Origin of the sequence: Alteromonas sp. H39 (genome assembly GCF_047556435.1) — a bacterium.
Lineage (GTDB): Bacteria > Pseudomonadota > Gammaproteobacteria > Enterobacterales > Alteromonadaceae > Alteromonas.
The window spans coordinates 850,080-870,871 of sequence record NZ_CP180210.1 but is presented as its reverse complement, the minus strand read 5'-3'; the positions used below and the strand labels follow the sequence as shown (position 1 = coordinate 870,871).

The following is a 20,792-nucleotide window of genomic DNA, read 5'->3' as shown; positions in this document are numbered from 1 at the left end:
TTATAACGGCCATTCAGCCAGGCTATTGCTGTGTATTTCACATAGTTATTTGTGATGCTTAACGCTACTTCTGTCAAACGCCACCATATCGGCCCCAACCCAATGGGCTGGAGCTCTGGCTCAGAATCAATCTGGATTGAGGTATCAGTCGTAGTAACGAGGCCGCGCTACCGTCGGTCAGCACAACGATATTGCCCTGATGATCTGCGGCCACGTCACGTATTCGCTGATTAATAGTAGCAAATATTCGCTGGCTCTGAAGTGGTCTCTCAGACAAATTGATGGCAAACAGCCCTTGTGATTTAAGCGCACTGATGACCAGATGATTTTGTAGCCAGGCAAAGGTGTCTTGTTGATACAACACCATTGATGATGGGGCGATGGAAGGCGTCCAGTTGTACAACGGGTTTTGCATTCCCGGGTAGGATTCAAACGGGCTGATTCTGGCACCGGAGTAATCCACTCCGAGCGTCACGACCGGCCAGCCGTAATTCTCGCCGGCGTTAAGCACATTAATTTCATCACCACCATCCGGGCCATGTTCCTGCTGATACACGGTGCCGCTTTCCTCATCAACAATCAGCCCCTGAGGGTTACGGTGACCCAGCGTATAGACGTAGGGAGCGTCTTCAAACGGGTTGTCAGCTGGTGCTTCGCCATCCTCGCGGAAGCGCAGCACCTTGCCTAGCTGCGAGTTCAGCTTCTGCGCTTGCTCCCGATAGTCAAAACCATCACCCGTCGTCACCAGCCAGGTGCCATCGTTTAACACCGCAAGACGTCCTCCAAAATGGACTGGCGTGTCTTTACATGGGGTCACCTCCAGCACGGGCGAGATATCCTCCAGCGCGCCCTCCTCAGTGAGTGTCGCACTCACCACCGCCAACCGGTTACATTCGGCATTCCCTTTCGCATACGTCAGCATCACCCGGCCAGACATAGCAAAATCCTGTGTCAGCGCAACATCCAGCAGGCCACCCTGCCCCTCTACATACAGCGACGCCAGCGGCACCACTGTGCGCACTGTGGTGCCGTCAGGATAAAGTGTAACCAGTGTGCCGCCCATTTCGGTGATCAGCCAGCGTCTGTCTGGCGTTTCTACCACAGCCCAGGGACGATTGAGCTCTTCAGCTATCGTCTCGATTTGGTAGCCTTTGGCGCTATCATTATTTTGAGCGGTAGCTGCAAATGGACTAAGAAAAGTCAGCGATGTGAGTAAAGAAAGCCATACTTTCATGATGTTAGATGCAAAGAAAACTTGAAGATGCCTACCCTACCATGGAATGATAAGGCTGCGCCAACACCACTGTCGACGCTCAGCAACAACGCATTCAAACGGGAGTGAATGTGAAAAAGTTTGTCCGCTTTATATTAACTTTAGTACCAGCCTTTTTAGTCACATACAGCTTTGCCAGTATCTTTCATACTCAATCTGTCCTGGCTCGCCTCAGTGAACTGAATGTGCAGATTCCTCTGGCTGAGCGCCTGGCAACCATTGCCTATGATTTGGCAGGGCTATTGCCTGCGTATGGTACGGCGATTTTCGCGATGCTGTTTATGGCGATGGGCGCAGCGTCATTGACTGGCCGCTTTCTACCGCACCGCGGGGCACTTTATGCTTTAATCTGCGCCAGTGCCGGCGCCTTCGGGATGCTCGTAATGTTGCTGGCTATGCACCCTATCATGGATGTGACGCTGATTGCGGGCGCGCGTGATACTGGCGGAAAATTACTTCAAAGCAGTGCCGGGTTTCTTGGCGGGCTCACGTTTGCGGTTGCGGATCAGGTCGCGCGAACAAAATAACACCACCTTGTATAGTTCTGCATAAACCCTGTGAATAGATACTAATCATGTAATCAAAATGTAAATAATTCAGAACCTTTGCTAGGGTTAACGAATCTCAATTTATATTTCAATCGTGGTTACCGCCTTATGACAAGTTTGACCTATCCGGATAATGTATCTTCGCTGGCAGATTATATTGAACAGGTACTGGCGCGGTTTGCTGATAAGCCCGCTTACACTGCGTTGGGGCAAACACTGACGTTCAGTCAGATAGAAGCGCATTCCCGCGCTTTCGCAAGTTACCTTCTTCATAATACAGAGCTTGAACCCGGCGACAGAATTGCCATACAACTTCCCAACCTGATCCAAAACCCCATTGCAGTTTACGGCGCTTTACGTGCTGGGTTTGTGGTAGTGAATACTAACCCACTCTATACTGAGCGGGAGATGAAACACCAGTTTACCGACAGCGGTGCGAAGGCACTGGTTATTCTGAGTGACCTGATGCCGAAATTTGAGGCCATTAAAGCCGACACTGGCATAACCACTGTCATCACCACGTCGGCGACAGAATTACTTGACCCCGATTCAGCTCCTGATATCAACGACACGACATCTCTAACGGTCGTGCTGGATAAAGGCAGCGCACTAACATTACCACCACGTCCAGAAACCCAGCTTGATGAGTTATGTATGCTGCAATACACAGGCGGCACTACCGGGGTATCAAAAGGCGCCGCGCTCAGTCACAGGAACGTGCTGGCAAACAGTATCCAGACGCTGGATCGCCTCGGTGCCCGCTTCCGGGATGGCAAAGAGGTCGTTGTCTGTCCGCTGCCGCTTTATCATATTTACGCGTTTACTGTATGTATGATGACTTTCTTTGCGAAGGGATGTCAGACCATACTCATTCCTAACCCGCGTGACATTGACGGCTTTATCCAAACTCTGAGACCACACAAATTTACCACCTTTGCGGGTATCAACACCCTGTTCGTCGGATTAGGACGCCATCCTGAGTTTGCAAAGCTCGACTTTTCCGAGCTGCACCTGACACTTTCTGGAGGAACAGCGTTAACCAAGGGCGCGGTTGCTATCTGGAAAGACGTAACCGGGTGCAGCATTACCGAAGGTTACGGATTGTCGGAAACCGCACCGGTGCTATGCTTTAACAATCCGGGCGAGGAAGAAATTGGTACGGTAGGTTTGCCACTGGCAGATACCGACATCGTACTGCTGGACAGCCATGACAACCCTGTTGCAGAAGGCGAGTCCGGACAGATTGCGGCCCGCGGTCCGCAGGTCATGCTGGGTTACTGGAACCGAGATGATGAGACGGCCAAAGTCATGACTGAAGATGGATATTTCAAGACCGGCGACATCGGCGAGTTTACCGAATCAGGCGCTGTGAAAATTGTCGATCGTCTGAAAGATATGATCCTGGTATCCGGGTTTAACGTGTATCCAAACGAGGTTGAAGACGTACTCACATCGCATCCGGATGTGATGGAAGCCGCCGTCGTTGGCATGCCGGATGACAATTCCGGCGAACGTGTGTGTGCCTTTATCACGACCGAAAAAGAGGTCGATACCGAGGCGCTACGAGCTTATTGTCGCGAACATCTCACCGGCTATAAGGTGCCAAAAAGCATAACGGTTCTTGATGAATTACCAAAATCAACGGTAGGAAAAATTCTTCGCAGGGAACTTCGCAAGGGCGCGTAATACAACCAGCCCCGTTAGGAAACCTCTGCCATTTCGCGTCAGCGCAATGATGTCAGAGATTTCCGGGTTGTTCGGGCTTGGGGCATATGTTTAATCATAGCCAGTTTATCTCAAATTAAGACGCTTTATCTTCGCTGGAGAGTGTCCCGTGTTCTAACTTTTGAGAGCTATCACTCAGGCTTTTTGCGACGCGCTTTTCTTCCTCATCGGACAAATCACAAAATATCAGTGTTTTCTCGTTATCCAGCGCGTCTTCAAATTGCTTTACTAACGGACTGCTTTCACTGACGCCTATCATCGTCGCTGACCAGGAGCCTACCACCGCACCGCCCGCAGTCATTCCAGCTATCGCAGCACCGCCTGCGGCAAGACCTGCGACAGGGAACACACTGATAAGAACACCAGCCAGAAGACCGGCACCCGATCCCAACAATGCCCCTCTTTTCAACGATTCCGGGATAGCAGATTTTTCTGACAAATCCGCCTCAGGTAAGTCTGCACGCACAATATCGCTGTCCCGGCTAACCACACCAATATTGTCTTCGCTTACTCCTGCATTTTTAAGACTGGTTATCAGACTCTCTACTGTTTTGACATCCGACGCGATAAAGTAGCGGTTGTAATCATTATCTCTCATGAAGCCTCCATTCATTTTGTTTATCTGCAAAACTTTTAAGTTCAAATTTGCACTAATTAACACAGTGTTTGGTACCTATGTTCCTGATGTCTTCCGATGAGCATTTTTCTACTGTCTCATTCAGCGACGCCGCCATCGTCTCTGCAGAGTGAACGCCTTCTCGTATATTAAAAAGCGGATACGGCCACACCCCAAATTAGCGCTCAACGCTGAAAGGACAGACCTGAGGAAGCTCAGAAAATGCGATATTACTCATAGCGCTGTTGAATTATTCTCATCAGAGTGAAGTGGAATAAACTACCAGTAATAGAGTTACATTCCCTCAAGCACTTCATCTGTCTCTTTCACCTGCGCATAGCGCTCTTTAATGGTCAATATTGACGATTTTTGTAACGATGGCGTAATCGCCGCTGTCGCATCACTTATCAATGTCACGCGATATCCCAGGTCGGCAGCACTTCTTACTGCGCTACTGACACATTCATTGGTGTACACACCCACGATATAGAGATCCTTTACCCCCATGTTTCCCAACACATAATGAATATTCGTGCTGACAAAGAGGCCGCTGGCCGTTTTGTTAAATACCACTTCATTAGGTTTGGGTGCGACCGGGGGCAAAAACTCAGCCAGCGTAGAGCCAGGGGCCGCATGCAGTCCCAGACGAACGTGCTCCTGACTTCGGTCACGGCCATCCGCAGTCATACTTTGGATCCGTGCATGAATCACTTCTAAGTTATTTTTCCTGAAGGCTTTTTGTAGCTTAGCAACATTTGGCACTACCACGTTTTCAACCCGATCGAGATAATAATCAATCGCTTGTTCTGATACCCCCGTGGAGCCATGGTCTGCAAATGTCCCGAAGCCCTCTTTTGCGCCGAGATATTGAATATCTATACACAGCAGCGCGCTTTCCGACGTTTTTGGGGAGGTATTGACCTCGTCACTGTTGCGTAGTGCCATTGCCGGCTGTGGTTCAAAATCATTAATAGAGACAGGCTTGTCGTTACCATCGTTGCTCATGAAACTGCTTCCTTACTAACCTGAATTCAGAGACATTGTGCGCGAGCAGCAATATTGCAAGTATCGTGAAGCGCACCACTGGTAAACCGCGGCTGCTTTTGCTTCCAGTCATCCGGAATTATTGAGTCCACGTAGCTGAACAGTTGCGCAACGCCGTCGTTACTATCGGACAGAAACTGGCATGTCGCGTCGAACTGAAGAATAGAGCCTCGCAGTATATCTGCCAGCATTTCTGTCTCCTTCGGGTTATGACTCCCTCCGTAGCTGCGTTCCATCAGTAACACCTGACCTGACGTCTCCAGCCCAAAGGGGGGCAAATCCTGTTGAGGACGACGCTCAATCTGTACATCACACTCCTGTTCGATGGATGTCACGATATCCTTTATGCTGTCTAAGCAGGCCTTTGTCACTCTGGCCGAGTCACACCGCAGATCCAGGGTAACCCGGGTCCGGTCGTAAACATTGGTATAACTGACAGGTTGCACACGACACAGTCTGATGCCTTCTCCCCCTGTACTGACACGGCGCCCCAAGGTTCCAATTACGTAACCTTCAAGCGTTTGTGTTAAGTCCTCTCTGACCTCCCGGCCAATCATTTTTCTGGGGTGGGCAGAGTCGCAAACCAGTGCAGTAGTAAAACTCACTGAACCGGGGATCACGTTTCTGTCAGTACCGGGGGTTAAATTCAGGTTACTGATGCTGGGTCGCAGCTTATCTTTTATGTCTGAGGGAATATCACACTGAGCAAACCAGTCAAGGAAGTAGCGTGCCAGCCGACCCGCTGCAACCCCAGAATCTTTTCTGTCAGGTGTCGGCGTAGCGCCTGCGTGGTTCATCTCACCTTCCAGTGTCCACCGTAGCGCCGGGTACACATTTTCTGTACAACAATCTTCACCTAGCCCTTCAGTTACCCCAACGGTAATGCGGGCATCAGAAGCATCTGGACGCGCTGTCAACTGACGAAGCTGATGGTTCAGTAACAGCGCGGCCGTTTCTGCTTGCTTGCCAGTGATAAAAAAGTCCTCCTGATGGATGCCCATAATAGTATCGACAAGCGCAGTAGGCACATTCGCTCTGTCCAGCACCGGGCCTTGCTCAATATGCCGCTCATAAGTGTGCCTGGTATAAAAATCAGCAGGTTCGCTGCAGGCATCTATCAGTGCGTCTGGTTCATTGCTCTCAAGGTGGTTGTATAGGAATATTTGCTGTTCGTTTTGCGCTGATGCTAATGCTTCAAGCATTTTTACCAACTGTTGCTTAAACACCTGGCCTTGCGAGTTTTTCATTCCGTGGATGTCTTCTACACTCGACTGACTGGCAATCGCGGCACTACCCGGCATCGACACGCTGTTACCGGTAAACGTCATTTCTTCGCCAATGTAGGCCGTCACGAGTACTCGCCGGGGTGTCTCTGTGTAACCCTCGCCGCGGTCATAAAAGCGCTTGAGATCATACAGCGTATGGGCCACTTCTATTCCGGACAGAACACCAAGCCTGCCGTCAAATTTACCGGCATTATTGACGGTATCGATATGCGAGCCATGACTTATTGATTCGCGGGTGAAATCAGGAATGTGCTGTTGTCCGCCAGACAATGCCTCGCGGTCGCGTTCAGACAAAAGCAAGCCGTGTACATTTCCCACCTTATCAATAAATACGGTAAGTCCGGCCTTGTTCATCTGTTTGATAGTGGCAATAGTAGCCTGATGAAAATGCTCGTTCAACGCGCGGGCATCAATGCGCTCATCCTGTGCTTTGGATGCTTGTGCAAGTTGGTCGATACGACGACGAAGGCGAACCCCAAGTCCTCTTAGCGCCTGTAACCCTTTTGTCGAGTGCAGTGACTCTGAAGTGCGGTTACCACTTGCCAGTTTTTTCGCCAAGGTTTCAAGACTTTGGAAATAGACTACCTGGGTGGCTAAATCAGCCAGGGGCTGCAGTTTTTTGGCAGCCCATTCCGCGTCTCTTGCAATATGGACTCTGATATTTAACTCATCTGCACAGCGAACCAGCGCCTCCCTACATGCGCTTGCATCACTGCGTCGGTGCTCTCTGGCCGTTATCAATGCCTGAACTTTCTCTCTGAGACACTCCCCCTCCCCGGTTGCCTGACGTTGCCGGGAAAAATACGCGTCATCTGAAGGTGAATTGTCCTCCACAAGGCGGGCTGTATTCGCAAAAGTCCACGTATCCGGATCGCCGATACTGTCAACTGGCGCTCGAACTAGTTGCCTGACCAGAGAGTGATGTTCTTTGAGTGAATGCGACGCAAGTTCAGCGCTTTCATACCCGAGCGACGCTATCGCTTTAGTTTGCTTGGACGTAAGGGCAGCCTCATCTATTCTGAAGTACCCCAAAAGAGGAGCAGAAAACAGCAGTGCTTCAGGACAGTTTACTAACTCTCGGCTTAGTGATACTTCAAACAGCCCATCCTTTTTCAGACTGGGATCAAGCACAAGCTGTCTGACCTGTCGGCGTTTCTGATCCCAAAAACTGATAACGCACATCACGTGAGACCGGGTCTGCGTGAACGAGTTACGGCGCTCAGCAGTCAGTTGATAGTGGTTAACCGTCCATGCATCGTCAGAAAAACGTACATCAGGACACTCCTCTTTCATGACCTGTTTTAGCACCGGGTTTGACAGGTCAATACTTTCACCTAACGGATTGTGAACGGACATCGCATGCTGCCGGGTTTGCCAGTCAGTATTGTTCAGGGCGTCAACCGACAGGTCAGGTTCAAGCAGCAAACTACGACTAATTGCATAGGGTGGTATTGCCAGTTGAAGCAACTGATGAATGATAAGACTGGCTTTCTTGCCACATCCGTAATCGGTAATGGAATAGGGCAATGCCAGATAAGCGAGAATGTACTGAAGGATCGCATCCTTTTCTTCCAGCAGTGGAAAGCCCGACGTCGGATCCAGTTCGACGGTGATCGGAAGCGTTTCCCGGGTACTGCCAAAAATAAGCATAGTGCCTCCTGAAGTTGCCTGAGGTAATAAGCTTAGTAGACGAGAAGCGAAATCCCCAACCGAAGGTATCTAACGCAATTTTTTGGTTGGGAATAAACCGCGGTTCAAGGCGAGATCCTGACGCTACAACACGTGCAGATTTTCAGATTGTGGATGAAAAACAGGCTTATAGACGGACGTAGCCGTGGTCATAAACAGGCACTTTCTGACCGAAAAGTTAACAACTTGAAACTCCGTTTTCCGAACTCAGGTACTTCAGCTTGTTAGCTCGCTGGTTATTCGCCGATACCGTTTAAGCACCGTTGCTGTCGACAGGTAATTCACTTTGTGTTGCCAACAGCAAATAAAATAAGCTCAATAATCAGATTCATAACGGTATTGACGTTTCTTCTCGCTCTCATTTTTAACAGAATGTTAACCACTTCATTCTGCTTAGTGGAACCCCAGAGACATGGCCGGACTGAATCGACGAGTTTATAGTAAACCTCCCTTTTTGATGCTGAGCGTGTTGGTGTCGCTTATTGGCCTATCTGCCTGCAGTTCGGAAGGTTCGTCCTCTTCAGCAAGCGTCTCTGAAAACGCCTATTCTGCCCCTACACGATTTGATAACCCCATCATCAAATACGATACCAGCGACCCAACCAACAAAGTCGGCGACATTATCTACACCGCCGACCCCGCCGCGATGGTGGTTGATGGCACGGTGTACCTTTACACCACGCACGACGAGCAGTACGAGGACGGTAACGATTACCGCATGTATGACTATCGTCTGTGGACAAGCAGTGACATGGTGAACTGGGAAAATAAAGGGGCCGTGCTTACGTACTCTGACTTTGACTGGGCGCGGGGGGATGAGAAAACCGGTAATGCCTACGCGCACCATGTCATACACAGAAAAGATGAAAGCGGTAAATCAAAATACTATTTTTATGCCACTGTCGAAGGCGGACAACGCGATGATGCCTTTGGCTTTTCCATCGGCGTTGGCGTGTCAGACAGTCCTGAGGGCCCGTTTGAAGACCCTCGCGGTATGCCCATGATTTTACTGGAAGATACCGCCGCATACAAAGACCATACATGGCGCAATATTGACCCCGCCGTTTTTATTGACGACGACGGCCGCGCCTACCTTTACTGGGGGAATCAACAGCTTTGGTGGGTGGAACTTGAGCCGGATCTGATCCACTTAAAAGGCGAGCGCTATACCACCGATGCGCAGGGCAATATGCAAAACCGCGATACCAGCAATGTCCGGATCCACGCCATTGACACGCTGCCGAATTTTGAAGAAGCGCCTTATGTGTCGAAACATAATGGCATCTATTATCTGGTGTATGCCGCAGGGTTCCCGGAAAGCATTGCTTATGCCACAAGCACATCGGCAACAGGTCCGTGGGAATATCAGAGCGTGATTATGGACCCGTTGCCGGGCACCACCACCATTCATCCTGCTATGTTCGACTTTAACGGCAATACGTATCTGGCCTACCACAGTGCTGAACTTCCCGGCGGCGGAAGCTACCGAAGGTCGGTGTGCATCGACAGGGTGTATTTCAATGCCGACGGCACTATTAAAGACATCGTCAGAACATTTAAGGAATAACGGTGGGAAGCAGCAATAATTGCCTTTGTAGCTTAACTGAAGGTAGCGCTAATAGCGAAAGTCGTGCCACCACACTATTCACAGTTCGCCCGGCTTTTTTGGGCAAGCCATGGTCATGACGACAACACTAAATGGTGCTGAGAGCCCCACTGGCTTTACAACTTGCTATGGATTTCGACCCAGCGTTGATTTTCGCAATCAAAGAAAATGAAAAAAGGATACTATACGATGAACACCTTCGCTCATCACCCTGTCCGGTCTGGACTGACATTGCCTCAACGCCTTTTCAAAGTAGTGCGTGCAGCGTTATCTTTGCGGCGTATAGTCCGTGGTTTGATGACCACGCTGCTGGTTGTAACAAACTGCTTGTTCGCAACGCTCTCGTTGGCCCAGCCAAACGACACCATGACAGTCATTGCCACTCCGGCTCAGCCTGAGGCAATCGAATTAGGAACCGGGCCGCTGCCTGGAGCAAAACACAATGAAGCCTGGCATTCTCAGTATGGCAGCCAGTTCGCGCGCAACGTGACCGTTGCCACACTCACGCCGTTTTTACCCGATCCGGCTAACGCCAGCGGCGCAGCGGTGATAGTCGCACCAGGCGGCGGGTTTCGCACGTTGTCGATGGAAAACGAGGGCTGGGACGTGGCCGAAGCTCTCGCCGAACAAGGCATCGCCGCGTTTGTTCTTAAATATCGTTTAAACCAGACACCCGCTGACATGGTTGACTTCGCACGCGCGATGGATGAGATGTTTTCCAATACAGGCCGACGGCCTCCACGCCCTGAGCCTGCCCAAATGAAACAACAACTGGCTCCACAACTTGAAGATGCCCGTGCTGCCTTCGCCCTCATCCGCCGCCGCGCCGACGACTGGAATATCGATGCCAACCGGATTGGGATGATTGGGTTTTCTGCAGGCGCTATGTTGACCATGGCAACAACGTTAGTGGGTGAAGACGCCAACCCGGCATTCATTGCTAACATTTATGGCCCGATTACTTCGGTTGAAGTGCCACAAGACGCCCCTCCCCTGTTCGTTGCCTTAGCCGCAGACGATCCGTTCTTTGCAAACAGCCAGTTTGGTCTGATTGAAAGCTGGCATGCTGCCAAAAAGCCGGTTGAATTTCACTTTTATGAACAGGGCGGTCACGGCTTTGGCATGTATCCGAAAACAACAACCAGTACAGGCTGGTTTGATGCCTATGTCAGCTGGTTGAGAATGCATGGGATGATAAACGAGGTCAAATAAGCGCATGCATTCGGGCCTTCGCTGGAGACCGGTATCAAATTTCGGCTTCAGCGAGGTAGCTCGCGGCGTACATTAAAAAAACTTAGACTTATTATTGATTTATGTTTGTGGTGAAAGCGGTTACAGTACATTCGCATATTCTTATCTGGAGCGAACCCGACGATGTTCACAACAATAAAAAAGCACAATGAAGTTAAACAGGAATTACTTACCGACCTTCTGCGTTACAAGAGTATTGTTAACGCGATAACGACTTCTGTGCCGGTCATTTGTTTTACGGTAGACGCCATTATCACCGACGTAAATCCGCACTTTGCGCAGATGGTTGGCTTTAAGCGCGAGGAGCTGATTGGTAAAGCTCACAAGTCGTTGTGCACACAGCAATACATAGATTCGCGAGAGTATTCGAACCTCTGGGCATCGCTTCGAAATGGCAAAGAAGTCACCGGCACGTTTCCCCGGCTAAACGCCAATGGAGACATGATCTGGCTGGAGGCAACGTACATTCCGGTAAAGAATGAAAGCGGCAACGTTGAATCTGTCATGAAGATCGCTCAGGACATTACCGAACAGCATCAACAGTACCTGAAAATGGCCTCGGTGACGGATGCTATCAGTCGCTCATCTGCCGTTATTGAATTTACACCGGATGGCGACATTCTGACCGCCAACGACAACTTTCTTAACCTGACTGGCTACCGGTTAGACGAAATCAAAGGTAAACACCACCGCATCTTTTGTAACGATGCCTTCTACCGGGATAATCCGGACTTTTGGACCAAGTTAGGACACGGTGACATTGCATCCGGAAAGTATCAACGTTACGGCAAGAACAACGTGGAGGTTTGGCTAGAAGCCTCTTATACGCCAGTTTATGACGCGTACGGAAATATCATTTCCGTTATCAAGTTCGCTACTGACATAACAGAAAGTCAGCGAGCCAGTCAGGCGTTTGCCAGCGCTGCAGAGATGGCACTGGCAACATCAGAAGAAACGGCGCAAATCGCAATTAAGGGCAATGCGTCACTGGATGAAGCCACTGAAGCCTTCGAGCATATGATTAATGAAGTGACCGAAACCAACGCGCTAATGCAAAAAATTAATGACCATTCCAGTAAAATTGGCTCCATCGTTTCAACCATCCAAAGCGTGGCTGAGCAAACCAACCTGCTGGCATTAAACGCGGCCATCGAAGCGGCCCGTGCCGGAGAACAAGGCAGAGGATTCGCCGTTGTCGCTGATGAGGTGAGACATCTTGCCAAACGCACCAGCGAATCGACTACGGAAATAGAAACCGTGGTCAGGGAAAACCGGGCACTGACGGAAGACGCCACAAACAGAATGGCTCAGGTTACCGGCAGTGTAGGAAACAACAGCGACAGGATCATGTCAGTGCGCGGTGTAATGAACGAGATACAGCAAGGTGCTGAAAACGTCACCAACAGTGTTTCTAAACTGCTTGAGTAAACGCTGCTTACACTGATTTATGGCGGGATCTCCATAGGCCTTGAGTCAGTTACCTGCAACGGCATAACTTATTGCAAAATTGTTGTTTCGTTTTTTCGAATAACGTAATGAATTAAAACGTATTTTGAAACGATGTTTCTCCCATACATGGAGGTATGGAGGAACATATGACGAAACCAACATTACTTTTCTTTTTTCTCGCTTTCAGCGCAGCCACCAGCGCCGCACCGGGCTATGCTATTGATGTTATCCGCGGTGAAGGCGCCGTGAACGGCGTTAAACTTGCCTACCAGTATCACATTGACCAGCCTCTGAATAGCGACTGGCCTGTAACATTGACCCTTGAGACCAGCGCCAATTTCTGGGAGTACGGTGAACGGGATGAGTATGACTCAAATCTGGTGTTGGCGCTTTCGCCCATTTTGCGGATTCCTGTGGGAAAGATACACGGCTTTCCAATAGAGGCAGAGTTTGGAATTGGCGTGTCTTTACTGGATGATACCCGGTTTGCTGGCAAGGATGTGTCAACACACTACCAGTTCGAGGATCGTATTGGCGTAAGCACGGTGTTTGGGAACCAACAACAGTACCGCCTGGCGCTTCGCTACCTGCACTATTCCAATGCCGGGTTTAAAAAGCCGAATCCAGGTCTGGACTTTATTTCCCTGTCGTTCAGTCAACGCTGGGATTAATCAACCTCAATAACGTTCAGTAATACCGGTCCGCACCCCAACGTGCGCCGTGTGCCGATGACATGAAAAAGGAGCGCGATGCGCTCCTTTTGCGTAAACGCAGGTGATTTCCACCCACATTGCAGCGTTACCGCAACATCACATCAGTTCAAAATCCAGCTGCACGACAAGCTCTTTTGCAACAACCGGCTTTCCGTTTTCAAATTTCGGGGCGTACCGCCACTGCTCCAGTGCTTTGAGGCCCTCACTGGCAAACAGCTCGCCGCCACTGCTTTCAAGCACCGATATATTTTCAACGAACCCATATTCGCTAATATCAAAACTCAGCCTGACCCATCCTTCTCTGCCACGACGGGCATAGCTCATTGGGTATTCGGGGTTCTTACGGTACAACGGCTCTTGCTCCTGATTGGGATCCCACGGCGACATTTTCCCTATCGCGATACAATGTTTGGTTGCCCGCTCAGATTCGCCGCGGCTTTCCAGTAACGACACCAGCTTCGCATGCGACGCCAGCGCGTAGGGGTGAGAAAATGCAACCCGGCTATCCAGGATCGCTGCCACTTCTTCATAACGGTCTATCGCATAGCTGTCTTTATCGTTAAGCTCATAAATTCGCGCCTGTAAAAACTTGGCTTCCACAGTACGCACATCTTCACTGCCCCAGGCCGCTTCTATCAGCTCGACACCTCGCTTAGCAAAACTGTTCAGCTCTATGGCACGAAGCGGGATGTTACCGGTTTTGCTAATGGTCATCATAGCTTCGTGATACAGTGCCGCCCGCTGCTTTTCCTGCAGGCTCTCATTCTCTTCCAGCGCGTCCAACAGATTATCGAAGTACTTATCTACCTGGCTTATCTCATCCATTTTGACGTGATGTGGCATGGCGTTGTAAAAGGTAATGACGCTCAGTGCAAGCTGGATCATTTGCTCGGCGTCTTCGCCGTATAATCGCTCATAGTCATCATACACATCATCATAAACAGACAGCGCCTGCTCATGGTGTTTGTTGATGGCCAGCATATTTGCGTAGGTATACCTGAGCATGGCCGCATTTTCGCTTTCCCTGCCAAACTTATTCTCTCCCAGCGCGAGTGCATTCTCTGACAGACGCAGCGCCCGGGTGATTTCGTTGTTAGCGTTAGCCTGTTGGAACTGTTGGTAAACCTCGGAAAACGTGGGGCCGTTCTCTGATGCCAGTACGCCGGAGGTCAAAAACGTTGCAGCCAGTATGCCCGAAATGGCAATTCGCATAATAAAATCCTTTTTCTTAAAAACGCTATTCATGCTAGACAAATCCTCACAACTAGGCAAATGCGATTATCTGGTCATTACCCCTGCCTGTTGTCAGAAAACGTGGGGCCACCTCTTAACGTAAGATTGCAGAATAAAGGGTGTTTACATTGATTTTTAACCACTCCTGATATGTACTACTAAAAACTCATTCATGTTGTAGCCAAGTATTGAAAAGTAAAATACGCCAGCACACCGACGCGCTAAGCAATCCCTCTGGTTCACGCGCTTTTCTATCACCGGCTTCACCTCGTAAAGCCCCAGACGTCATTGCCCTCACTGCTATGTTACCGACGTTACTTACTGTTCAGTTGAATAAGTGGTGCAAACGCATTTTCTTTTCCCTGCTGGCGTTAATGGTGAGTTGCTCCTCAACGCTGGCTGCATCTCAAAGTGTTGATATCGCGGTATTTGAAGATCACGACAAATACGTTGACGCCGCGATCGGCTACGGGCTCTCCTGGAAACTGCTAAGCCTTGCTGCTGCCGATCAGGATATCGCTTTCGTTACACAACCCTCTGCATGGAGCGCTGCGATAAAGCGAGTCCAGGCACATCGGGTGAGTCTGGTGTTTGGTGCTTTTAAAACGAAAGAACGCGAAGCGTGGGCAAACTTCACCTATCCGCTTTATGCAGAAGGCTCAGCGATATTTACCTCCCCGTCAAATAAGGTAAGTACCATGAGCGATATCGATGTGGTTAACAGCACGATTGGTGTGTCATCGCACTCTGTTCAGGAAACCATGGCAAAAAATATTGGCTTTGAAAATATTTATTCTTCGCGCGCACGCACTAGGCTATATACGCTATTAGATGAAGGAAGGTTAGATTATCTGTTGTTTGGGCAATCGATAGTCAGCTACTACTGCCTTAATCATGCAAAGAGAAAGCAGCGACACTGCATGAAGCAAGTGGGCGATGTCATCATGCCGGATTGGGTACGGGCCCTTGCCGATAATCAAAACCCTGAAGCCGTCGAAGCCATTCGAAAACTGAACCAGGGCCTCAGAAATATTAAAGATACCGACAAGGCTTATCAGCTGTTCCTTTCTTATGGGCTCAACGACAGCGATTATCAACGCTGGCTGGAAACGCTGAATAGCACAATTTCCGAAAACTAAATCAGCACCTACTTGCTCAGAACAGGCGCGACAACGCTAAGAAAGTCATAAATTGAGCCTTATTCCAAATACAAAAGCCGCGACAATGCGCGGCTTTTTCATCTGAAAGCTATATAGGTTACTCGGTACCCAATTCCGCTGCCAGACGCTCAGCAGATTGCTTCTCAGATGAGACAAACTGCTTCCATTGTTGCGCCATCGCCCGGCTTTTCTGATGCTTTTCTGCTTCTGCCAACTCATTCAGTGCCAGTGCATACTGTCCCTGATTATACAGTGCCATGCCTTTAACCAGATACACCAGGCCAGGGTTACGCAGGTCACCTTTCTCAATAGCGCGATCGGCTGAGGCGATGGCCTCTTCCCAGCGTTCTTCGTTAAGCAGAATTTGCGCTACCTGTGCGTCGAGCTCGCCATCGTCAGACAACTCAGCAGCCTGCATCATCACCGGAATTGCTTTATCCTGCTCTTTGGCTAGTGACCAGCTTTGGCCAAGAAACTTCAGGTTACGCAGGTTTTCTTCCAGCACACCATCTTTCATCGCCTGCTCCATCAACAGTGCGCCTTTGTAAGGAGCCCGGTGATAGTAGTAAAGCTGTGCAAGATTGAAGATATCCGCTGCGCTCTCAACATACCCTTGCTGATACGCCGCTTCCATAATGGCAAGTTGTTTTCGCTCTTCACCCAGCTCACCGAACATCCCCGCCAGCTGCGTCCAGTACTTAGGCTCGTTATACAACTTCACCATTTTCACCAGTACGTCTTTCACCTTTTCAGGTTGTTTGAGCTCGTAGTACACGGCACGCTGAAGAATCAACCATCCTTCATCAGGAAGCATCCCTTCGGCTTCGTGTTCACGTACTGCCTGAGAAATCCAGTCTGCGGCTTTCTCGTACTCTTTATTCTGGTAATAAGCCTGAGCTTTCAACACCTTGTTCTTCGGAGGGATCGCGCCTTCGTTAAGCCCTTCCCAACGCTCAAGAAACTGAATGGTTTTGGCAAAGTTGCCCTGCATCAGGTGCAGCTGCGCCAGCGAGAACAGCGTCGTCATTTCGAACTTTTCCGGGATAGGCTGTTGATCAACCACTTTCTCGAAAGATTCCAGCGCCTTATCGTACTGCTCGTCGTTGTAATATATGAAGCCATAAAAATTGTACATCATGGCTCTTTCATAACTGTTCATCGAGTCTGCTTTATCTTCAACTTCTTTCAAAATTGAAATCGCTTCAGGGATATTGCCTTCCTCATCCGCAGCAGACTGCGCGCGCGCAAGCTGTTCATACACCTTCGAGCGCAATGTAGGTACGCGCCGGGTTTGCTTTTCACTCGCCTTTTGTTCCTGCGCTTGCACCTGGCCCGATACCAGCACCACTGAACCCGCCGACATCAGCGTCAGGGTGGACAATGCCAAAGCGCTGAAGAGTGATTGTAGTGTCATCTTCTTCATACTCATTACCCGTCAATCTGGAAGGTGATACGGTTTTGTACGCCTGACACTTCAGTCGCTTCGCCGTTAACCACCCGCGGCTTGTATTTAAACTTCATGGCAGCATCGATAGCTGCCTGTTCGAAAATACCTTCCGGATTGGCTTCCACCACGATAGGGTCGCGAACCGCACCTTGTTTGGTTACCGTAAACTCAACAATAACGAAACCTTCAATTCCACGTTGCAGTGCGCGACGAGGATACACTGGCGCAACCTTGACGATAGGCAGGTATTCGCCATCACCGGATTCCAAGGCAAGACCTCCATCTAAGGAGATGTCATCACCCACGTCTGCGGCAAAGTCCATTCCAGAACCTTCCGCATTCGGCGTTGGCGAGTCCATTTGCGGCTGTTCCATTTGCGGAGGCTGTTGCTCTGGTTTGGGCGGTTTTTTAGGCTTACGGTCTTTTTTCTCGACCTGCTCTTCCTCTTTCACCCGGACAAAGTCCAGCACGCTTCCCTGCGGCGGCTCAGTCAGCGCGCTTCCACCCATCTTTATCAACGATGACATCAGGAAGAACAGACCCAGCGTTATGCCAAGAGAAACGATAAATGCAATGATAAATCGTGGCATGGCTTATGGCTCTTGCGCGGCAATGGAAACGTCGTAAACCCCAGCGGCACGCGATGCATCCATCACCTTTATCAGGGTTTCCGTAGTGGCCTTCTTGTCTGCCTGAATCACCACCGTACCCTGCGGGTTCTCGGCATGCAGACGTTCAATGTTGGCCTGTACAGCACGCACATCAATGCGACGCTTGTTGATCCAGATTTCACCGGTATCAGAAATCGCAATCAGAATGTTCGCACGGTCTTTTTTCACTGCTGTAGCGGCTTCAGGACGGTTAACGTCAATACCCGCTTCTTTCACAAACGACGCGGTGACGATAAAGAAGATTAGCATGATAAATACCACGTCCAGCATGGGCGTCATATCGATGTTTGCTTCTTCTTCATCTACCAGGTTTTGAAAATGCTGCTTCATATTAAAATCCTTACCTTAACGCCTGACTGGCATTAACGTTTAATTACCAATGCATCCTCTAGATGCGTGCGTTCTGATTTCACTGTACGGTTCAGCCAGGTTGCGGCAAATACGCCAGACAACGCACCAACCATACCGGCCATGGTGGGAATAGTCGCTTTAGACACCCCGGAGGCCATAGAACGGGCATTACCAGAACCGGAAATTGCCATAACGTCGAACACTTCAATCATGCCGGTTACTGTTCCCATCAGGCCCAGTAGTGGACACAGTGCCACCAGCGCCTGAATGATCGGGATACTGCCATTTAGTTTCATCGTAAGCTGTGAAATCGTTTTCTGGCGTACCTGAGACGCAATCCAGGAAGAGCGATCATCGCGCGCGTTCCACGTATTGATGGCGTCTTTCTTTGCCTGTTTATGCCAAATCAGCAGGTACATCGCACGCTCGAGGATCAAAAGCCACATGACGAATATCAGCACGCCGATGGCCAGGAGAACCTGACCTCCGGACTCAGTGAAATCGCGAATTGCTTCCAAAAACTCGATAGTCATGATCAGCTCCGCTCTGCGCGCTCAGCGATGACACCAGAAGCCTGCTCCTGAAGGATGTACACGATGTTCTTGCTACGCGTATTCAGCATGGCGTATAGCAGCGTCATCGGAATCGCCACAACCAGACCCAGTACTGTTGTTACCAGTGCGGTTGAGATACCACCAGCCATCAGTTTCGGGTCGCCGGTACCAAACAGGGTAATCGCCTGGAAGGTGTTAATCATACCGGTAACCGTACCTAACAGACCCATCAGCGGTGCTACCACAGAGATGATCTTGATAATAGTCAGATTGCGGCTCAGCTTCGGCACTTCACCCAGAATCGCTTCAGTCAGATGAAGCTCCAGTGCTTCAACATCCGCGTTTGGATACTCGTCACGGACTTTTAGCACGCGGCCAAGCGGGTTAGTAGTTTTGATTTCTTTCGATTTCAGTTGCTTATTCACCTTGGTGCGGACAATTGTCAGCGTAATCAGACGCTCGATAGCCAGCAGCAGACCAAATGCGCCGACGATAAGAATGATGTACCCTACCGTTCCACCTTGTTCTACACGCTCTTGTAAGTTAGGTGCCTGTACCAGCAGCCCCAGGATTGAACCGCCCGTCGGGTCGATACCAAACTCAACCATTTCACCGCTTGACGCCTGCAGTTCTGCAGCCGAGTCCATGTAACGATCAGCAGGCTGACGAACCAGTTCCGATACGGTGCCAGTCACGCCGTTGTACTCAAGGTACATTCCGTCGGAAACCAGTGCGAAAGGTCCCACGCGAACCACTTCTTTATTCACTTTCTCGCCACCGGCTTCAACCACAGGTGTCTCGAACTTGGTCACTTTGCCTGACTCGGTCATTTCACGCTGGATTTCAAACCATACGCGCTCGATTTCTTCGATAGACGCCAGCTTAGAGCTTGAGCCCATGTCCTGTGCCATCTGATCCAGAAAGTCTGAACGACCCGGGATTTGTGCAGAAATCATTGAATTATAGAATTTGTTCTTAGTGTCACCAGCCACTTGCTGAAGCACGCCAAACAATTCTTTTAATGAACCTAAGCGGTTATCCAGAGCACCGTTTAAGTCAGCCAGTTTAAATTCGTTTTCTTCAAACTGGGTTTCCAGTCTTTCTGACTGCGCCAGCAGGTTGTTGCGCGTCTGACGCGCTTCTTCCAGCATGCGATCCTGTTCGGCGCGCTGCTGCATAAAGTCCTGCTCACGTTGTTTGTTTTGCTCAGATTGCGCGAACTGACCTTCTTCCAGTTGCTTCAATAACGCGTCTAAGTCCAGGGCACGGTCACTTTGTGCCATTGCGCTTACGCTGATGCTTAGGGCAGCCAGACCAACAGCGATTCGTTTTACAGTGTTAAACATATCCATCAACCTCTTAGTCTGTGATTGCCACTGGCAGCATTAACATATCCGGCGCAAGTTGTTTCTTGGCCATGCGCAGACCTTTTGTGATCTGGGTGCGGTAGCTGCTGTCCAGCTCTTCCCACTGACGGGTCTGCTTGTTCCACACGCCTTGTTCGCTGGCGTCACGAGTTTGATAAATCAGTGCGGTACGACCTAAGCGTAAGAACTCAACGTCACGCTCCTGACCGTCGATAGTGTGGATGCCGCTGTAGGCTTCCATAGTGCGGCCATAGTCCATCTCTACCTGATAGGCTTCCATCACACGACGAAACTTCTCAGAGGTGGCCACGTCAGCGCGGTCCATCATGGCTTTTAAATCAGCGATACGGTTAGCACGCTCTTCAGCCAGGAAAGGCACGTCCAGTTCTACGAATTGCTCAAGACCGGTAATCATGCGGATCATCAGCGGCGTGATTTGACGCTCTACTACCGATACTTCATCAATCGCCGCGTTGAGGTCTTCCATTTCCTGGTTCTGGTTGTTTATCTGCTTTTGCAACTGCGCATTGTAAACTTCCAGACCCTCAATCTCTTTGTTCAACGTTTTGAATTGCTGAAGTTTCGAACCAATCTGGTCGGTAATGTTGTTGATTTTTTCCTGCGACTTAGCGGCAGATTCATTAATCTTTGCAGCTTCGTCGACAACGGGTTTTAAGACTTCATCGTCTTGGGCCAACACAGGTGTCGCTACCAGCGCACCGGCTATCAGCAACGAGTTGAAAAGCTTCATACATTCAAACCTTACTGTTAAAAGAAATCGGGAGTCCCCGACCTATAAATTCTGCGCG

General features: G+C 49.9%; 18 protein-coding genes. 7 read left to right on the top strand and 11 right to left on the bottom strand.

Translation table 11 applies throughout. The features are described from left to right. Positions 1–73 precede the first annotated feature (73 nt). Positions 74–1,234 carry a PQQ-dependent sugar dehydrogenase gene (locus ACLBLI_RS03700; protein ID WP_414829813.1) on the bottom strand — a complete coding sequence of 387 codons (1,161 nt, stop codon included), beginning with the start codon at positions 1,232–1,234 and terminating at the stop codon, positions 74–76. A 110-nt stretch (positions 1,235–1,344) separates the two neighbouring features. Between ACLBLI_RS03700 and ACLBLI_RS03695 the strand changes: the two genes are divergently transcribed. Both ACLBLI_RS03695 and ACLBLI_RS03690 read left to right on the top strand, forming a co-directional pair. Further along, a complete protein-coding gene (locus ACLBLI_RS03695; protein ID WP_414829812.1) occupies positions 1,345–1,800 on the top strand; it encodes a hypothetical protein in 456 nt (151 codons plus the stop codon). Positions 1,801–1,929: 129 nt separating this feature from the next. Further along, positions 1,930–3,507: an AMP-binding protein gene (locus ACLBLI_RS03690; RefSeq protein ID WP_414829811.1), complete on the top strand. Its 1,578-nt coding sequence runs from the start codon at positions 1,930–1,932 to the stop codon at positions 3,505–3,507. A gap of 115 nt (positions 3,508–3,622) precedes the next feature. Here the strand turns inward: ACLBLI_RS03690 and ACLBLI_RS03685 are convergent, their stop codons facing one another. The 3 genes from ACLBLI_RS03685 to ACLBLI_RS03675 form a co-directional block, all read right to left on the bottom strand. After that, positions 3,623–4,144, bottom strand: a complete 522-nt coding sequence (locus ACLBLI_RS03685) for a hypothetical protein (RefSeq protein WP_414829810.1) — start codon at positions 4,142–4,144, stop codon at positions 3,623–3,625. Between the two features lie 312 nt (positions 4,145–4,456). Further along, positions 4,457–5,167 carry a cysteine hydrolase family protein gene (locus ACLBLI_RS03680; RefSeq protein ID WP_414829809.1) on the bottom strand — a complete coding sequence of 237 codons (711 nt, stop codon included), beginning with the start codon at positions 5,165–5,167 and terminating at the stop codon, positions 4,457–4,459. Between the two features lie 26 nt (positions 5,168–5,193). Beyond that, positions 5,194–8,142 (bottom strand): hypothetical protein, encoded by a 2,949-nt coding sequence (locus tag ACLBLI_RS03675; RefSeq protein ID WP_414829808.1) that lies wholly within the window; start codon positions 8,140–8,142, stop codon positions 5,194–5,196. A 451-nt stretch (positions 8,143–8,593) separates the two neighbouring features. Here ACLBLI_RS03675 and ACLBLI_RS03670 point away from each other — a divergent pair, with 451 nt between their 5' ends. From ACLBLI_RS03670 to ACLBLI_RS03655, 4 genes are all read left to right on the top strand, one after another. After that, entirely contained in the window at positions 8,594–9,748 is a 1,155-nt protein-coding gene (locus tag ACLBLI_RS03670; protein ID WP_414829807.1) for a glycoside hydrolase family 43 protein, read from the top strand. Between the two features lie 228 nt (positions 9,749–9,976). Beyond that, on the top strand, positions 9,977–10,999 hold the full coding sequence (locus ACLBLI_RS03665) for an alpha/beta hydrolase (RefSeq protein WP_414829806.1): 1,023 nt from the start codon (positions 9,977–9,979) through the stop codon (positions 10,997–10,999). Positions 11,000–11,161: 162 nt separating this feature from the next. Continuing rightward, positions 11,162–12,466, top strand: a complete 1,305-nt coding sequence (locus ACLBLI_RS03660; RefSeq protein WP_414829805.1) for a methyl-accepting chemotaxis protein — start codon at positions 11,162–11,164, stop codon at positions 12,464–12,466. Positions 12,467–12,633: 167 nt separating this feature from the next. Next, positions 12,634–13,158, top strand: coding sequence for an acyloxyacyl hydrolase (locus ACLBLI_RS03655; protein ID WP_414829804.1), 525 nt, complete (start codon positions 12,634–12,636; stop codon positions 13,156–13,158). 138 nt (positions 13,159–13,296) lie between these two features. On the opposite strand, the gene ACLBLI_RS03650 is transcribed toward ACLBLI_RS03655, so the two are convergent. Beyond that, positions 13,297–14,412, bottom strand: coding sequence for a TonB family protein (locus tag ACLBLI_RS03650; protein ID WP_414829803.1), 1,116 nt, complete (start codon positions 14,410–14,412; stop codon positions 13,297–13,299). Between the two features lie 209 nt (positions 14,413–14,621). Between ACLBLI_RS03650 and ACLBLI_RS03645 the strand changes: the two genes are divergently transcribed. Beyond that, positions 14,622–15,572, top strand: a complete 951-nt coding sequence (locus ACLBLI_RS03645) for a substrate-binding periplasmic protein (RefSeq protein ID WP_414829802.1) — start codon at positions 14,622–14,624, stop codon at positions 15,570–15,572. A gap of 118 nt (positions 15,573–15,690) precedes the next feature. On the opposite strand, the gene ACLBLI_RS03640 is transcribed toward ACLBLI_RS03645, so the two are convergent. From ACLBLI_RS03640 to ACLBLI_RS03615, 6 genes are all read right to left on the bottom strand, one after another. Beyond that, a complete protein-coding gene (locus ACLBLI_RS03640) occupies positions 15,691–16,956 on the bottom strand; it encodes a tetratricopeptide repeat protein (RefSeq protein WP_414830896.1) in 1,266 nt (421 codons plus the stop codon). 65 nt (positions 16,957–17,021) lie between these two features. Then, positions 17,022–17,630 carry an energy transducer TonB gene (locus ACLBLI_RS03635; RefSeq protein ID WP_414829801.1) on the bottom strand — a complete coding sequence of 203 codons (609 nt, stop codon included), beginning with the start codon at positions 17,628–17,630 and terminating at the stop codon, positions 17,022–17,024. Between the two features lie 3 nt (positions 17,631–17,633). Next, positions 17,634–18,041 (bottom strand): ExbD/TolR family protein, encoded by a 408-nt coding sequence (locus tag ACLBLI_RS03630; RefSeq protein WP_218312917.1) that lies wholly within the window; start codon positions 18,039–18,041, stop codon positions 17,634–17,636. Between the two features lie 32 nt (positions 18,042–18,073). Next, positions 18,074–18,595 (bottom strand): MotA/TolQ/ExbB proton channel family protein, encoded by a 522-nt coding sequence (locus ACLBLI_RS03625; protein WP_218312918.1) that lies wholly within the window; start codon positions 18,593–18,595, stop codon positions 18,074–18,076. A 2-nt stretch (positions 18,596–18,597) separates the two neighbouring features. Beyond that, the gene (locus ACLBLI_RS03620) at positions 18,598–19,962 is read right to left on the bottom strand and encodes a MotA/TolQ/ExbB proton channel family protein (protein ID WP_414829800.1); all 1,365 of its coding nucleotides are present in this window, start codon (positions 19,960–19,962) and stop codon (positions 18,598–18,600) included. 13 nt (positions 19,963–19,975) lie between these two features. Next, the gene (locus ACLBLI_RS03615; protein ID WP_414829799.1) at positions 19,976–20,734 is read right to left on the bottom strand and encodes a DUF3450 domain-containing protein; all 759 of its coding nucleotides are present in this window, start codon (positions 20,732–20,734) and stop codon (positions 19,976–19,978) included. Positions 20,735–20,792: the final 58 nt, after the last annotated feature.

Coding starts and splice junctions, on each gene's coding strand:
- ACLBLI_RS03615 (WP_414829799.1), bottom strand. CDS start 20,734: ATGAAGCTTTTCAACTCGTTGCTGATAGCCGGTGCGCTGGTAGCGACA.
- ACLBLI_RS03660 (WP_414829805.1), top strand. CDS start 11,162: ATGTTCACAACAATAAAAAAGCACAATGAAGTTAAACAGGAATTACTT.
- ACLBLI_RS03690 (WP_414829811.1), top strand. CDS start 1,930: ATGACAAGTTTGACCTATCCGGATAATGTATCTTCGCTGGCAGATTAT.
- ACLBLI_RS03630 (WP_218312917.1), bottom strand. CDS start 18,041: ATGAAGCAGCATTTTCAAAACCTGGTAGATGAAGAAGAAGCAAACATC.
- ACLBLI_RS03620 (WP_414829800.1), bottom strand. CDS start 19,962: ATGTTTAACACTGTAAAACGAATCGCTGTTGGTCTGGCTGCCCTAAGC.
- ACLBLI_RS03670 (WP_414829807.1), top strand. CDS start 8,594: ATGGCCGGACTGAATCGACGAGTTTATAGTAAACCTCCCTTTTTGATG.
- ACLBLI_RS03650 (WP_414829803.1), bottom strand. CDS start 14,412: ATGCGAATTGCCATTTCGGGCATACTGGCTGCAACGTTTTTGACCTCC.
- ACLBLI_RS03685 (WP_414829810.1), bottom strand. CDS start 4,144: ATGAGAGATAATGATTACAACCGCTACTTTATCGCGTCGGATGTCAAA.
- ACLBLI_RS03635 (WP_414829801.1), bottom strand. CDS start 17,630: ATGCCACGATTTATCATTGCATTTATCGTTTCTCTTGGCATAACGCTG.
- ACLBLI_RS03700 (WP_414829813.1), bottom strand. CDS start 1,234: ATGAAAGTATGGCTTTCTTTACTCACATCGCTGACTTTTCTTAGTCCA.
- ACLBLI_RS03680 (WP_414829809.1), bottom strand. CDS start 5,167: ATGAGCAACGATGGTAACGACAAGCCTGTCTCTATTAATGATTTTGAA.
- ACLBLI_RS03655 (WP_414829804.1), top strand. CDS start 12,634: ATGACGAAACCAACATTACTTTTCTTTTTTCTCGCTTTCAGCGCAGCC.
- ACLBLI_RS03665 (WP_414829806.1), top strand. CDS start 9,977: ATGAACACCTTCGCTCATCACCCTGTCCGGTCTGGACTGACATTGCCT.
- ACLBLI_RS03625 (WP_218312918.1), bottom strand. CDS start 18,595: ATGACTATCGAGTTTTTGGAAGCAATTCGCGATTTCACTGAGTCCGGA.
- ACLBLI_RS03675 (WP_414829808.1), bottom strand. CDS start 8,142: ATGCTTATTTTTGGCAGTACCCGGGAAACGCTTCCGATCACCGTCGAA.
- ACLBLI_RS03640 (WP_414830896.1), bottom strand. CDS start 16,956: ATGTCGGCGGGTTCAGTGGTGCTGGTATCGGGCCAGGTGCAAGCGCAG.